At 73.2% G+C, this 14,140-nt stretch carries 14 protein-coding genes; 6 read left to right on the top strand and 8 right to left on the bottom strand.

Features of this window, described 5'->3' with window-relative positions; genetic code table 11:
• Positions 1 to 6: 6 nt before the first annotated feature.
• Both ACIDOF_RS22395 and ACIDOF_RS22390 read right to left on the bottom strand, forming a co-directional pair.
• Positions 7 to 1,209, bottom strand: a complete 1,203-nt coding sequence (locus tag ACIDOF_RS22395; RefSeq protein WP_409007788.1) for a cytochrome P450 — start codon at positions 1,207 to 1,209, stop codon at positions 7 to 9.
• Positions 1,210 to 1,481: 272 nt separating this feature from the next.
• Positions 1,482 to 2,258, bottom strand: a complete 777-nt coding sequence (locus ACIDOF_RS22390) for a cupin domain-containing protein (protein ID WP_409007787.1) — start codon at positions 2,256 to 2,258, stop codon at positions 1,482 to 1,484.
• 273 nt (positions 2,259 to 2,531) lie between these two features.
• Here ACIDOF_RS22390 and ACIDOF_RS22385 point away from each other — a divergent pair, with 273 nt between their 5' ends.
• The 3 genes from ACIDOF_RS22385 to ACIDOF_RS22375 all read left to right on the top strand — a co-directional run bounded on the left by ACIDOF_RS22385 (position 2,532) and on the right by ACIDOF_RS22375 (position 6,079).
• The gene (locus tag ACIDOF_RS22385; RefSeq protein ID WP_409007786.1) at positions 2,532 to 3,713 is read left to right on the top strand and encodes a hypothetical protein; all 1,182 of its coding nucleotides are present in this window, start codon (positions 2,532 to 2,534) and stop codon (positions 3,711 to 3,713) included.
• A gap of 399 nt (positions 3,714 to 4,112) precedes the next feature.
• Complete coding sequence (locus tag ACIDOF_RS22380) at positions 4,113 to 5,348, top strand: alanine--tRNA ligase-related protein (protein WP_409007785.1); 1,236 nt, start codon at positions 4,113 to 4,115, stop codon at positions 5,346 to 5,348.
• A 65-nt stretch (positions 5,349 to 5,413) separates the two neighbouring features.
• A complete protein-coding gene (locus ACIDOF_RS22375; protein WP_409007784.1) occupies positions 5,414 to 6,079 on the top strand; it encodes a maltokinase N-terminal cap-like domain-containing protein in 666 nt (221 codons plus the stop codon).
• Positions 6,080 to 6,429: 350 nt separating this feature from the next.
• Here ACIDOF_RS22375 and ACIDOF_RS22370 read toward each other — a convergent pair whose 3' ends face one another.
• The gene (locus tag ACIDOF_RS22370; RefSeq protein WP_409007783.1) at positions 6,430 to 7,284 is read right to left on the bottom strand and encodes a LysR family transcriptional regulator substrate-binding protein; all 855 of its coding nucleotides are present in this window, start codon (positions 7,282 to 7,284) and stop codon (positions 6,430 to 6,432) included.
• A 108-nt stretch (positions 7,285 to 7,392) separates the two neighbouring features.
• Here ACIDOF_RS22370 and ACIDOF_RS22365 point away from each other — a divergent pair, with 108 nt between their 5' ends.
• Positions 7,393 to 7,797 carry a DUF5997 family protein gene (locus ACIDOF_RS22365; protein WP_409007782.1) on the top strand — a complete coding sequence of 135 codons (405 nt, stop codon included), beginning with the start codon at positions 7,393 to 7,395 and terminating at the stop codon, positions 7,795 to 7,797.
• 98 nt (positions 7,798 to 7,895) lie between these two features.
• Here the strand turns inward: ACIDOF_RS22365 and ACIDOF_RS22360 are convergent, their stop codons facing one another.
• From ACIDOF_RS22360 to ACIDOF_RS22350, 3 genes are read right to left on the bottom strand one after another with little or no spacing between them, the layout of a single operon-like run.
• Positions 7,896 to 8,477, bottom strand: coding sequence for a DUF4232 domain-containing protein (locus tag ACIDOF_RS22360; RefSeq protein ID WP_409007781.1), 582 nt, complete (start codon positions 8,475 to 8,477; stop codon positions 7,896 to 7,898).
• A 16-nt stretch (positions 8,478 to 8,493) separates the two neighbouring features.
• Positions 8,494 to 8,616 (bottom strand): hypothetical protein, encoded by a 123-nt coding sequence (locus ACIDOF_RS22355; RefSeq protein ID WP_409007780.1) that lies wholly within the window; start codon positions 8,614 to 8,616, stop codon positions 8,494 to 8,496.
• Positions 8,613 to 9,698, bottom strand: a complete 1,086-nt coding sequence (locus tag ACIDOF_RS22350) for a glutathione S-transferase family protein (protein WP_409007779.1) — start codon at positions 9,696 to 9,698, stop codon at positions 8,613 to 8,615. The genes ACIDOF_RS22355 and ACIDOF_RS22350 overlap by 4 nt, the downstream gene beginning before the upstream one ends.
• A gap of 231 nt (positions 9,699 to 9,929) precedes the next feature.
• Here ACIDOF_RS22350 and ACIDOF_RS22345 point away from each other — a divergent pair, with 231 nt between their 5' ends.
• Positions 9,930 to 10,451, top strand: a complete 522-nt coding sequence (locus ACIDOF_RS22345; protein WP_409007778.1) for a hypothetical protein — start codon at positions 9,930 to 9,932, stop codon at positions 10,449 to 10,451.
• 64 nt (positions 10,452 to 10,515) lie between these two features.
• Positions 10,516 to 11,352 carry a DUF4097 family beta strand repeat-containing protein gene (locus tag ACIDOF_RS22340; protein WP_409007777.1) on the top strand — a complete coding sequence of 279 codons (837 nt, stop codon included), beginning with the start codon at positions 10,516 to 10,518 and terminating at the stop codon, positions 11,350 to 11,352.
• 80 nt (positions 11,353 to 11,432) lie between these two features.
• Here ACIDOF_RS22340 and ACIDOF_RS22335 read toward each other — a convergent pair whose 3' ends face one another.
• Together ACIDOF_RS22335 and ACIDOF_RS22330 are read right to left on the bottom strand one after the other, a co-directional pair.
• Positions 11,433 to 12,386 (bottom strand): TauD/TfdA dioxygenase family protein, encoded by a 954-nt coding sequence (locus ACIDOF_RS22335; RefSeq protein ID WP_409007776.1) that lies wholly within the window; start codon positions 12,384 to 12,386, stop codon positions 11,433 to 11,435.
• Between the two features lie 433 nt (positions 12,387 to 12,819).
• The gene (locus ACIDOF_RS22330; protein ID WP_409007775.1) at positions 12,820 to 14,133 is read right to left on the bottom strand and encodes a DUF1266 domain-containing protein; all 1,314 of its coding nucleotides are present in this window, start codon (positions 14,131 to 14,133) and stop codon (positions 12,820 to 12,822) included.
• Between the last annotated feature and the right edge of the window lie 7 nt (positions 14,134 to 14,140).

Raw genomic sequence — 14,140 nt, 5'->3', positions numbered from 1 at the left:
CAACCCCTACCAGGTGACGGGCAGTTCGAGCATGCCCTGGATCGTGTCGCCCGGCTTGAACGGGATCTCCTCGGCCGGCACGGCGAGCGCGAGCCCGGGCAGCCGCCGGAACAGCGTGCTCAGGGCGATCTCCATCTCGGCGCGGGCGAGGTTCTGGCCGAGGCACTGGTGGATGCCGAATCCGAACGCGAGGTGGTGCAACGGCCCCCGGTTCCAGTCGAGTTGCTCGGGTTCCCCGTACACGTCGGCGTCCCGGTTGATCAGCGACGTGGAGAAGACGACGCCGTCCCCGGCACGGATCGTGGTCCCGTCCACGTCGATGTCGTCCTTCGCCACCCGCAGCATGCCGTCCGCGATGGACAGGAACCGCAGCAACTCCTCGACGGCGGCCGGCATCAGCGCCTCGTCGGCCCGCAGCGCGGCGAACTGCTCGGGGTGCTGGAGCAGGGTGAACGTGCCGAGGGAGATCATGTTGGCGGTCGTCTCGTGCCCGGCGATCAGCAGGATCGTGGCCATGGCGACCAGTTCCTCCCGGTCGACCGTGCCCGCGGCGAGCTGCTGGGCGACGAGGTCGTCGAGCAGTCCGTCGCCCGGCTCCTTCACCTTCCGGTCGATCAACTGCAGGAAGTACGCGTCGAGTTCGTCCCGCGCCGCCTCCACGTCGGCCGCCTCGGGACCGCGGAGGAGCCGCCGGGACTGCTCCTCGAAGAAGTCGTGGTCGGCGTACGGGACGCCGAGGAGCGCGCAGATCACCATCGACGGAACGGGCAGCGCGAACGCCTCCACCAGTTCGGCCGGCGGGCCCTGGTCGACCATCGCGTCGATGAGCCGGTCGACGGTCTCCTGGATGCGGGGCCGCAGCGCCGCGATCCGTTTGACCGAGAAGCTGGGGATCAGCATGCGGCGCTGGGTGTTGTGCACCGGGTCGTCGACGCCGAGCAGGGCGACGCGCCGCCGGTCGTTCTTGATCACCTGGGCGACGCGCTCGGCGGGCACGGGGAAGCCCTCGGTGAGCCGGTCGCTGGACAGCCGTCCGTCGGCGAGGAGTTGACGGGCCGCGGCGTGCCCGGTGACGGCCCACACGGACCGGCCGTCGTAGAGGCGGACGCGGGCCAGGGGCCGGGCGTCGCGCAGGGGTTGGTAGGAGTGCGGAGGGTGGTACGGGCATGTGCGGTCCTGCGGGAAGGCGACTGCTTCCGTTTCCGTCATGCTGACCTCGCAAGCGCTCTGCTGTCGTTGCCTGCCTCCATTCGATGCCCGAGGCATCTAGAAGGTCCACGCTCGCACCGGCCAGATCCCCGGCCCGCCCGCCTGGCCGATTCCCGCCGCGAGCCCCCGGAGCCGCCCCCGTCGCCGCAGGTCAGCACGGTACGACGACCGCTTCCGCGCATACGTACGAGGCGTGCGTCGGCTTGATCGTCGCGCGGGTGAGGGCCGGAAAGACGCCAGGTGAAGGGGCCCCTTCTTGCGTCCCGGCGGTTTCAGAACCGGTACACGTCCAGGTACCCGCACATCCCGAACCTGCCCTGCTCCGCGGGCCGTCGGGACCGTACCGTGGCGTCGGCGAGGTGGGACAGGTCGCCCGCGGCGAGCCGTTCGAGGTGCTCGCCCGTCGCCGCCGCCGTTGCCGCCGCACCCCGCTCCCACCGCTCCCGCCAGTCCCCGAGCCGATGTCGTACGAGGGCGGCGGCGGCCCTGTGGAAGTCGGCGAGGGCCTGCGGGTCGCGGGCGGCGCGGAGCCTGCGGTAGCCGTCGACGGCCAGGTCCCGGCGGGCGCGCGCGGCCCGCGCCTGCTCCTCGCGGGGCGCGCCCTCGGGGACGGTGGTCGCGGCGGCGTACGTGTCGGGGTCGGCGAGGTACTCCGGGGGCAGCGTGAGCACCGCGTCCCCGGCCTCGGGCAGTCCGCTGTTCTGCATCAGGACGACGATGCGCAGGCCGTCCACCTCGACGAGGCGGTGGATGGTGCCGGGCGTGAACCAGGCGACGGTGCCCGCTTCGAGCGGGGTCTCCTCGTACCCGGACGCGGTCAAGGTCTGCACGGCTCCGCGGCCCGCCGTCACCACGTACCCCTCACTGCAGGTCAGATGCATGTGCGGGGTGCCGCCGCGGCGGCCGTCGGCGGCGGGCCAGTGGTAGACGCTGAGGTGCGAGACGGCTACGGAACCGGGGAGTCCGGTGAAGGGTTCCGGCGGGGCGGCGGTTTCCGCCAGGGGGGCCGCGAGCGGGCGGGCTGCTTGCCGTTCGGGGGACGTCGCCACGGGTGCTCCTCGGGGTCCGGTGGGCGCCATCGGCACTCGGGGGCGGCAGAAGCGCCAGAGCAAGCGCTTTCCACTCTCCGTGAACGTAAGCCGTGGACCGAGGACGGTCAACGGTTCGTACGCGCCCCCCTCCCCGGCGCCCGCACTGTGAGACATACATGCGATCACCGCATGTCGGCCCCCTCCCCGTACCGCCGACCGGGCGACTGGACCATACTGGACCCTCCACGCGACCACCCACAGAACGACTCCATGCCTAAGACGAGCTCATCCGTGACCGCCACCCCCCACACGACATGGCTGGGCCACGGGCGCCACCTCGGGCCCGAGCCCGAGCAGGACGTCCGGCGCAACCTGATCGCGCTCAAGTCGGCCGGTGTGATCGACGACTACCTCGACCTCGCGCCCGACGACTCGTCCGCCACCGAAGTGGGCGGACTGCCCGACCCGTTCGAGTCCGACGACGACACCGCGGCGCCCGCCCCCACCGCGCGCCGGCTCTTCGAGGCCCGCTGGCGGGTCGACGGCGAGGTGACGGTCCGCGCCCAGCTGACCACGTACGACTCGGCGGGCCGCAAGCGCGCCGACAGCGCCGTGTCCTGGGTGCTCGCCGCCGAGGCCGAGCGGGCCTGGGACCCGGAGTGGCCCTCGCCGGCCACCGTGTTCTGGCCCGACAGCGCGCTCACGCCGTGGGACCACGACGTGGTGCCGGGCCCGCGCCTGCGCGGCACGCACCGGCTGATCGCCGACGACGACAAGGACCTGCGGCGGCTCCTCAAGAACTGCACGCGCAGCAGCTGGAACATCCATGTCGTCGTGCACGAGGCGATGACCCCGGACGCGCGCGGGCTCGAACCCCTCGCCCGCCACCTGCCGCCGAGCCTGCGGCACCGCGTGGTCGAACACCGGGCGGCGCCCGAGCAGTTCGAGATCGTCAACTGGGCCATCAAGGACCTGGACGTACGGGTGCCGCGCGGCGGCGCCGTCGTCCTGCCGTCGTCGCCGCCGATGCCGGGGTACGACGCGGAGCGGTTCGCCGTGCGCAGCGTGTTCCTCGACGGTTCCGAGCCGACCGAACTCATCGAGAAGATCACGGACTTCGCGGCGCTGCCCCGCCCGCTGACCGCCGATGCCGAGCAGGCCGTCGAGCAGCTGCGGCGGCGCTGGCACCTCCTGACGGTCGAGGAGGAGCTGGCGCGTACGCGGGAGCTGGTCGCGAAGTACGCGGACGCACTCGAGGCGATGACGAAGTCACGGGATCTCTACCGGGAGGCGGCGGAGCTCGCGCAGGCGGCGCTGGCCGAGCGCGGCGAGTCCGCCCCGCACCCCGGCGCGCTCCCGAGCGTTCCGGGCCCGTCCCCGGCGCCGCGCCCCGAGGGGTCGACGCTGAGCACGACGCTCACGAACGCGTTCGGCCGGTTCCGGGAGGCTTCGCGCAAGGGCGGACGGAAGTAGAGGGGCGGAAGTCGGGGGCGGAAGTCGGGGGGCGGTTCCGGCGGCCGCCCCTTCCCTCCCGCCGGGGACGGACTGCTCGCCCTTCGGGCTCGATCTTTTCCCCTCCCCGCCCCTTCCCGAAAGCCTGCGGCGCCGTTGTGGTTGTTCGCGCCGTTCCCCGCGCCTCTGTCGGGGCGCGCCCCAAAATCCGGGTGACCCCGACCCCCCGCCGCGTTAGCGTGGACGGCATGAAGGTCACACACCGCACCTCCGCGACCGCGCGAGCGCCCCGCTCGTCGGTTGCCGTCGGCTGACCTCTCCCCCCTCCCCCGGCGACCGGAAACGGATCGCCGGTGCATCGCCTTCACTTCGCCGCACCCGTGGCCTTTCCGGTCTGCCCCGACCCGAAAGGCCACCGCCATGAACGCCGTCCACGACGACAGCAACAGCGGCAAGAACATCAGCACCGAGCGCACGCTGCGTACCTTCGTGGAGTTCTTCGAGGAGCGCGGGCACCGTGCCCTGACCGGGAGTTCGCTGCTTCCGCCGCCCGGCGATCCCGTTCTCTTCACGACCTCCGGCATGCACCCGCTCACCCCCTACCTGGAGGGCCTGCGTCCGCATCCGCTCGGCCGTCGGCTCGTCAACGTGCAGCGCTGCCTGCGCACCACCGACCTCGACGAAGTGGGCGACTCCTCGCACCTCACCGTCTTCGAGATGCTCGGTTCCTGGTCGCTCGGCGACTACGACCACGGGCAGAGCCTGCGCTGGGGCTTCGAGCTGCTCCACGACGGCTTCGGCATCCCCGCCGAGCGGATGTACGCCACGGTCTTCGACGGCGACGAGCAGGTGGGCCCCGACCTCCCCTCCCTGGAGATCTGGGGCGAGTTGGGCCTGCCCGTCGAGCGGACCCGGGACGACAACTGGTGGTCCAACGGCCCCACGGGGCCCTGCGGACCCGACTCGGAGATCTTCGTGTGGACCTGCCCCGACGGCACACCGCCCCGGGGCACGCCGACGACCGACCCGCGCTGGGTCGAGCTGTGGAACCACGTCAGCATGCGCCACCTACGCCACGACGACGGCAGCCTCGAACCGCTCGCCCGCCCGTCCGTCGACACGGGCATGGGCCTGGAACGCCTGGTCACGGTGTTGCAGGGTCGTACATCGGTGTACGAGACCGACCTGTTCGAGCCCTGGATGCGGCTCGTACCGCAGCTGTGGCCGGGCCTGGACGGGGACTCGCTGCGGCTCGTCTGCGACCACCTCCGCTCGGCCGTGGTGGTGCTCGGCGACGGCGTGCGGCCGGCCAACACCGGCCGTGGCTACGTACTGCGCCGCCTCGTCCGCAGGCTGCTCACGACGCTGTGGCGGGACGACCCCTCGCGTACGGTCGCCGACCTTCCCGTCGAACTGGTCGAGCTGGTCGAGCAGACGCTGCGGCACTTCCGGCAGTCCACGGACAGCGGTCCCGTACTGGCCCAACTCCGCGCCGAGGAAGAGCGGTTCGGGCGGCTTCTCGACCGTGGGCGGCGTGTGCTCGCCCGCCGCGAGTTCCGCGGCCGGCCGCTGAGCGAGCAGGACTACTTCTACCTGCACGACACGCACGGTCTGCCGCGCGAACTCGTCGACGGCGGGCTGCTCGGCACCTGGTGAAGGGGCGTGCGGCGGTCGGTGACCCCGCCGGGCTGCGGCCGCCGCGCGAGTGATATCCATCGGTGATGGCTGTCATTCACCAGACCACTGTCAAGCCCAGCAAGTTGGAAGCCCTCACCGCCTGGCTGCCGACCCGCCCCTGGTACGCGGGCACCGGCGCCGCGCCCGTGCTCGCCAAGGCCGGCGGGTTCCGCATCGACGACCCGGAGGGCGAGGTCGGCATCGAGTTCATCGTCGTCACGGACACCTCCGGCACGGAGCCGGTCACCTACCACGTGCCGCTCACCTACCGGGGCGCACCGCTCGACGGCGCCGAGGACGGGCTCGTCACGACGATGGAGCACGGCGTCCTCGGCAAGCGCTGGGCGTACGACGCGGCCCACGACCCGGTCGCCGTCGGGGAGTTGCTCGCCCTGGTGCAGGGGCGCGCGGTGGCGCAGGCGCAGAACGAGAGCGATGTGCCGGACCGTTCGGTGGCCGCGGAGTTCGACGGTACGGGCTTCGCCACGGCTGTCGCTTCGCTCAGCGCGACGGACGACGCCGAGGGCACGCGGGTCGCCGTACGGACGGAGGGGGAACAGGCCGCGCACGTCGAACTGCGGGTGCGCCGGGTGCTCGGCAAGGAGTCGACCTCGGCCGCCCCGCAGGGCCACGTCACCGCCGACTGGCACCGTCCGGACGGCGGCACGGGCCGCGAGCGCTTCGTGGAGGTCACGCTCCAGGGGCAGTGAGCCCGCGGTGGGGGTTCGGGCCGTCCTCCGCTTCCCCGAACCCCACCCACGGTACGACCGCCGCCTCAGCTTCCATGGAGCCCGACTCCAAGTGCAGTGGGGCGGCGCGGAGTTCGGGGGGGGGAGAGGTTGAGGCCGCCCAGGGTTCGCGGGCGGAGGGCAAACCGATTCCGGGCCCGTCCTGGGCCCTACGAGCGCCGCTTCAGCCCGCCGCGCCACCGGACCTGCCGCCCCGCCGGACGGCGAAGCCCCGCACCGGATGGTGAACGCCCCGCTCCAACCGCAGTGAGACCGCGCCGGGTTCGGGGGCGGAGGCCGACCGGCCCAGTCCTGGAGCCCCGTCCTCCGGCCTACGACCGGCGCTTCGGCTTGCCGCCCCGCTTCGCCGCGCCGCTGGACTTCGCCCCGCCCGACCTGGCCCCACCGGACCTTGCGCCTCCGCCGGACCTTGCGCCGCCACCGGACCTGGCGGCTCCGCCGGATCGTGCGCCGCCGGTCTTGGCGCCGCCCGCCTTCGCCCCCGTACGCGGGGACTTTCCGTCGCCGGACCGGGCACCGCGCTTCGGGGCGTCCCGGCGCTCCTCCTGGCCGCCCCGGCGGCCGCGCGTGCTGTTGACCGTGCGGCCGCGGACGATGCCGATGAAGTCGTCGACCATGTCCGTCGTGCGTTCCTCGGGCCAGGCGAGGGCGACCTGGGACTGCGGGACGTCGGTGATCGTCCGGTACGTGAGGTCCTTGCGGTGGTGCAGGCGGGCCAGGGACTGGGGGACGACGAGGAGGCCGATCCCGGCGGCGACCAGCTCGATCGCGTCGGCGGTCGTCGCGGGCCGCTCGAACGCGGGCTGCCCCGGCGGCTTCTCCCAGTCGAAGGGGTCGTCGAGGGGGTGCAGGACGATCTCGTCGGCGATGTCGGCCGCCGTGACCTCGTCGAACGCCGCCGCGAGGTGGTCCTTGGGGATCACCACGACCGAGGTCTCGGTGTAGAGCGGGATCGCGCTGAAGTAGTCCCGGTCGACGGGCAGCCGGACGAGGCCCGCGTCCGCCCCGCCGTCGCGCAGCAGGTCGGCGGCCTCGGCGGCCGGGACCGCGACGAGGTTCAGGGGAATGTCGGGGAGCCGCTCGTTCCAGATCCGCACCCACTTCGCGGGGGTCGCGCCGGGGACGTAGGCGAGCCGGAACGAAGGGGTTGCATCCGAGCCAGTCACGCCGCCAGGTTACCGGCCCCGGCCAGGCCGGACGTACCGGCGGGGGTCGCGGTCGGCCGTACCGGGCGTGGTCATCGGGAGTGCCCGGGGCTCGTTACCCTGGACTGCATGACGACGCAAGCGAACTCCCAGACGATGAAGCCCGCGACCGCGGCGAAGAAGCTGGGTGTGTACCTCCAGGCCACCCCCGCAGAGTTCCAGGAGGGTGTCGTCTCCCGCGCGGAGCTCAACGCACTGCAGGCCGACCCGCCGCAGTGGCTCCAGGACCTGCGCCGCAACGGCCCGCACCCGCGGCCCGTGGTCGCGTCGAAGCTCGGCGTCTCCATCGCCGGCCTGGCGCGCGGCGGTGTCACCGAGCCGCTCACGACGGAGCAGATCGACGCCCTGAAGCAGGAGTCCCCGGAGTGGCTGCAGCGTGAGCGGGCCACGCAGGCCGAGGTCCGCAAGGAGGCGATCCGCATCAAGGAGAAGCGGGCCGAGCAGGCGCAGAAGGCCGCCGCCAAGGACCACTGACCCACCGCAGGACCGCGAAACACGTCCGGGCCGGTACCGCCCCCGTCGAGGGAGGCGGTACCGGCCCGTCGTCTTGCCGTCCGGCTCCTAAGGGAGTCTCAGGCCTGGTAGCGGTTGGCGAGGACCTCCTCCGCCTCCGCGAACGTCGGCTGCCACCACGTGGTGACCGGTTCCCAGACGCGGATCTTCCCGTCGATGTCCAGGTCGTCGGCGGTGAACCGGGCGCCGGGGTGGGCGGGGGCGCCGGCGACGACGATGTGGTCCACGAGGCGGGTCTCCGGGTCGGCCGGGTCCTCGATCGTACGGACGGCGGCGTGGCCGGCCTCCCCGCCGTCGAGGACGTACGGGCCGCTCTCGCCCAGCGGGACGGGCAGCGCCGGGCCGTCGAGGTCGCCGAAGACGACGGTCGGGATGCGGTCGACCGCGCACTTCTTCTTGCTCTCGTTGGTGACGCTGATGTGCAGCACGTTCGGGTACTGCCCGGCGTCCGGTTCGACGGTCACCGCGGCCACGCGCACCTGGTTCGCGCGGCACTGCGGGGTCGCCTTGCCGCGGGCGTCGGGGGCCGCGGGAGCAGCGGGGGCGGCTGCCGCGCCGCTCGCGGCGGCGGTGAGGAGCAGGGCCGCGGCGAGCGCGGTGGTGACGGTGCGGGTGTGCATGGCGGGTCCCTCGCGGTTCACGGTCGGAAGGGTCAGTTCACTGGATGCGTGGGGCGTTGTCCGGTGTGACACGCGAGGGGCGCGATCGGTTGTACGTGCCGCCGCGGGCGCGGCCGGGACGTGCCGCGCGGGCCGCGTACGGGGCGAGGTCTTCGGTCATGTGCGGGCCCCGGCTCCCGGGCGCGCGGCGGGTTCCGGGGGCGTGCCGTCGCCGAAGGGGCGCCCGCCGAGGTCCTCGCGGCCGTGCGGGGTGGTCCAGCCGGCGGGGTCGGGGCCGAGGGGGACGATGCCGGTCGGGTTGATGCCGGTGTGCACCTGGTAGTAGTGCCGCTTGATGTGGTCGAAGTCCACGGTGTCGCCGAAGCCGGGCGTCTGGAACAGGTCGCGCGCGTACGCCCACAGGACCGGGTCCTCGGCGAGCTTGTAGCGGTTGCACTTGAAGTGGCCGTGGTAGACGGCGTCGAAGCGTACGAGGGTGGTGAAGAGGCGGATGTCGGCCTCGGTGATGGTGTCGCCGACCAGGTACCGCTGCCCGGCCAGGCGCTGGGAGACCTCTTCCAGGCGGCGGAACACGTCCCGGCAGGCGTCCTCGTACTCGCTCTGCTCGCGGGCGAAACCGGCGCGGTAGACGCCGTTGTTGACGTCGCGGTAGATGCCGTCCATGACGGTGTCGATCTCGTCGCGCAGCGGCTCGGGGTAGAGGTCGGGGGCGCCGGGGCGGTGCAGGGCGGTCCACTCGGTGGCGAGGTCGAGGGTGATGCGCTGGAAGTCGTTGGTGACGAGCTTGCCGCTGGGGATGTCGACGATCGCGGGCACGCTCACCCCGCCCGGGTAGTCCCGCTCGCGGGCGTCGTACGCCTCGTGGAGGTAGCGGATGCCGAGGACCGGGTCGCGGCCGTCGGGGTCGAGGGTGAAGCGCCAGCTGCGGTCGTCCTGGATGGGGTCGGCGACGGCGAGGGACAGGGCGTCCTCCAGGCCGAGCAGCCGCCGTGAGACGAGGGCGCGGCTGGCCCAGGGGCAGGCGTAGCTGACGACGAGGCGGTAGCGGCCGGGCTCGACGGGCCAGCCGTCGCGGCCGTCGGCGGTGATGCGGTCGGCGAAGTGGCTCTTGGACCGCTTGAACTTCTTGTGCCCGTACGAGGCGTTTCCCTCGGGCCCGCTCCCGGCGCCGTTGCCGTTGCCGTCGGTGTTCGCGTCGCTGTCGGTGTGCGGGCTGCTCTCGGTGCCGTCGGTGGCGTTCACGGCAGGTCCTCTCCGTCGCTGGACGCCCAGGGCGCGCTGCGCTGTCGCGGGGCCGGGCGGCGCGCTCGGGCCCGCCCTGCCACCATCGCGGGCCGAGGGGCACCCGCGCAATCACAGCGCCCGGCGGACGGCCCGGGTCCGCTCGGCCGCACGCCCGTGACCAGCCATGTCGCGCCGCCGAACCGCCCGCACGAACTTGCCCTGACGCCACCGTGACACCATACTGGCGCCATGGATCTCACGCCCTACGTCGACCACCTCCGCCAAGAGCTCGCCGTCGCCGCGGAGGCGGGCGGCGAGGAGAGCCGTGCCCTTGCCGAGCGCCTGACCGCGCCCCTGGAGTCGGCCACCCGGCTCACCCTCCTGGAGGCGCTGTCGGCGGCGATGGCCGAGGTGACCCAGGACCTGGCGCCCGGCTCCGTCGACGTGCGGCTGCGGGGGCGCGAGCCCGAGTTCGTGGTGACAGCGCCGCCCGCGCCCGAGCCGTACGAGGAGCGGGAGGAGCCGCCCGCGCCCGTCGCGCCGCCGGTCGCCCCGGTCGACGGGGAGGACGGCGGGACGTCGCGGATCAACTTCCGGCTGCCGGCGCATCTGAAGGCGCGGGTCGAGGAGGCGGCGGGCCGCGAGGGTCTGTCGGTCAACGCGTGGCTGGTGCGGGCGGTGGCCACGGCGATGGACACGAACGCCGCCACGCGCTCCCCCGGACGCGGGCGCGGCCGCACCCAGCAGGGGTTCACGGGCTGGGTCCGCTGACCCGCCCCGTACCCGCAGTCCGTACGCAACCGACCCTCCCCCACCGCCCCAGGACAGGACGGCCATGCCCACCTTCGACACCCCGGAACCGATCTCGCTGACGCTGGAGTTCGACATGGGCTCCGCGCGGGTCGTCGCCGGCGACCGCGCCGACACGGTCGTGGAGGTGCTGCCGCGCAACGGCGCCGACGACAACGACATGCAGGCCGCGCAGCAGACCAAAGTGACCTTCTCCGGCGGCAAGTTGCTGGTGAAGAGCCCCCGGAAGCGGTCGCTGTTCGGCCGGCCCGGGAGCCTCGACATCACCGTGGAACTGCCCGCCGGCTCGGACGTGCAGGGCAGCTCTCCGATGGCCGACCTGACGGCCGAAGGCCCGCTCGGGCACTGCGAGTTCAGGACCTCGCTCGGCGACCTCCAGGTGCAGCGGGCGGCGACGGTACGGCTGCGCACCAGCCACGGCGACGTGACGGTGGGCCGTGTCGAGGGCGTGGCGGAGGTCAGCGGGGCGGGCCGGATCGACATCGGCTCGCTCGGCGCCGAGGCGGCGGTGCGCAACGGCAACGGCGACACGTCCGTCGGGGAGGCGCACGGCGACCTCAAGGTCAACTCCGCCAACGGCCGCGTGTCGGTGGACGTGGCGCACGCCTCCGTGGACGCCAAGTCGGCCAACGGGCACATCAGGGTCGGGGACGTGGCCCGTGGCCGGATCACGCTGCGCACCGCGGCCGGTGACCTGGAGGTCGGCATCCGCGAGTCGACGGCGGCCTGGCTGGACGTCCGCACGAGCGTCGGCTCCGTCCTCAACTCCCTCGGCCCGGCACAGGGCCCGGAGGGCGCGGCCGAGACGGTCGAGGTACGGGCCGACACGAGCGTGGGAGACATCGTCGTCAGGCGCGCCTGACCGCTCCGCGCGGGCATTCGGCGGCCTTGCGGGCCAACTCGGCCCGTACCAGGCGCACCTGACAAGACATCACAGCGATCTCAGTACGGCCGGTCTCCCGCGATCGCGACGCGCTCCGCGACGCGGCGGGCGTCGCCGTAGTCGTTGACGGCGTAGTGCTGGGTGGCGCGGTTGTCCCAGAACGCGATGTCCCCGGCCTGCCAGCGGAAGCGGACCTGGAACTCCGGGACGTGCGCCTGCTGGAAGAGCAGCCGCAGCAGTTCGTCGCTCTCGGACCGCTCCAGGCCGTGGATGCGGGTGGTGAACGAGGTGTTGACGAACAGCATGCGCCGCCCGTTCTCGGGGTGGGTGCGGACCACGGGGTGGGTCACGGGCGGGAACAGGTCCTGCAGCGGGGCGAGCCGCTCGGGCCCGTAGAAGCGGCGGAAGCCGGGCAGGAAGTCGTGCTCGGCGGTGGCGTGGTCGATGCGGGCGCGCACGTCGTCGGGCAGGTTGTCGTACGCGGCCGCCATGTCCGCCCACATGGTGTCGCCGCCGCGCGGCGGCACCTCGCGCAGTTGCAGTACGGCGCCGAGGGCGGGGCGTTCGCGGAAGGTGACGTCGGTGTGCCACACGTTCTCGAAGGTCGGGGCGGTGCCCGCGCCCTTGTCGAAGCGGACGACGTCCTCGCTGTCGCCGGTCTCCAGGAGCGGGTTGGTCTCCAACTCGCCCCAGTTGCGGGCGAATTCACGCTGCTGGAGGGAGGTGAGGTGCTGCTGCCGGAAGAACAGCACCTTCCATTCGAGCAGTGCCCGGTTCAGCTCCTCGCGCAGCCGCGGCGTGAGCGGCCGGGACAGGTCGACGCCGCTGATCTCGGCCCCGATGGTCGCCGACTGCGGGGTGACGCCGAAGAGTTCGTACGGGCGCTCCTGCACGCCGTCGGGCAGGCGGCGCAGCACGCGGTGGCCCTCGTACAGGCCGTTCGGCGGGATCTGGGCCGTGCGCAGGGCGGGCACGGCGGGGGTGGTCGTGGTGGTCGTCGTGGTCGCGGTCATCGACGGGCTCCCGGTGGCTGGGGCGGGGCGCGGCGGCACGGCCCGTACGCCGGACGCGCCCGCGCGGGTACGGGTGCGGCCGGGGCCGGGACGTGGGGCTGCGCCCCGCCGGTGGAAGGGGGTGGGTGCGGTGGCCGTCGGCACTGCGGGGTGCGCGCTCGCGTGCGGTCGAAGCGCCGCGAGACGGGTGCAGGTGTGCCGGTGTGCCGTTCGGCGGAGGTGCGGCGGTCAGGGCGGCGGGCCCTGGGCGGGACGTCCGCTAGAGGCCGCTGCGCGCACAGCCGCAGCGGTCCGGCACGGTGCCGGACAGGGCTGCGGTACAGGTCAGGTGCGCGATCATGTCCTCATCCTGCGACCCGTACGGGCGCCGGGTCAAGCCCGCCTCCGCCCACCGCCCTTCGCCCGCCGCCCTTCGTTCGGCCACCGGCCCGGTTCAGCGCCCGCGTACCGCCGCGCCCAGGAACGGGACCGTGCGCCACGGGCTGTCGGGGTCGGTGACGAGGGCGCGGTGGGCGTCCAGGACCGTCGTGTACCAGTCGCCGAACTCCTCCTGGTCGAAGTGCAGGCAGCGCCCGAGGACATAGCCCGCGGAGAACTCCTCCCACGAGTGGTACGCGGCCCGCGCCCCGGCCCCGGCGCGTTCGATCGCCTCGTGCATCTCCGGTTCGGTGGCGTAGCGGGCGCCGCGGCCCCAGCGGGCCATCTTCGAGGCGCGGCCGACGTCCCACGCGGCGACGGTGCGCACGATGCCGCCGGGCGGCAGGAGACCGTCGGCGCGGAAGCGGTGCTCGTACCGCATGATCTTGCCGACGAGGCCGCGGAGTTCGACGACGAAGCCGTCCAAGTCGGCGTCGGCGCCCGGGTGGTGGTCGGCGCCGGAGCGGCGCACGCGTTCGCGGAGGGTGGCCTCGACGGTGTCGCGCCAGGCGGACTCCTCGACGAGGGTGCCGTGCGCGGGCTGCAGCTTGTCGCGGGCGGCGAGCACGAAGTCCCAGTACCAGGGGCTGACTTGACGGGTCAGCAGGCGTTCCTGGATCTGCATCCAGTCGGCGCGGCTGTCGACGCCCCACCACTTGCTGAGCCGCCGGATCTCGTTGTGGTAGCCGATGCCGTGCCAGTGCAGGGTGTTCCACGCGTCGGCGTTGGTGTAGCAGAGGTGGGCGCCGCAGGCCAGGCCGTGCAGGAGCGGGCCGACCTCGGGGACGCCGCCTCCGCTGCGCCGGGTGACGACACGGTTGCCGGGGTCGTCGCCCTCGTAGAGGGCGCCGCTGAGGTCGTACCAGAGGTCCCGCTCCTCCTCGTCGACGGCGAGGAGCATCTGGCAGGGCGTGGACATGTTGACCATGAGGACGTCCACGTCGGCGGGCACGATGCGGGCGAGCCGGGCCAGGTTGGCGTACTCGTACACGAGGTCGGGGTGCGGTCGGGGCAGCAGGCCCTCGGTGTAGACGGGCGCCCAGACGTGGCCGCTGCTCTCGCTGGTGAACATCGGGTACTCGTCCTCGCCCGCGGCGTCCGCGTCCTCCCGGCGCACCGGGTAGTACACGCCCTCGACGGCGAGGATGCGCAGGTAGGCGTACGTGTTGTCGCGGCGGACGAGCCGGTGGACGTGCTGCTCGACGTCGCTGGGGGCGAGCCAGCGGTCGCCGTCGTCCGGGTCGGGGATCTTCGGGAAGAACTCGTCGTGCTCGACGTCCTGCACGTCGTCGACCTGCTCCTGCGCTGCGCCCCCGTCGGCCGTGTGCATGCCGTTT

The organism is Streptomyces sp. Da 82-17 (genome assembly GCF_046098215.1).
GTDB lineage: Bacteria > Actinomycetota > Actinomycetes > Streptomycetales > Streptomycetaceae > Streptomyces.
This window is presented reverse-complemented; position numbering and strand designations above follow the sequence as displayed.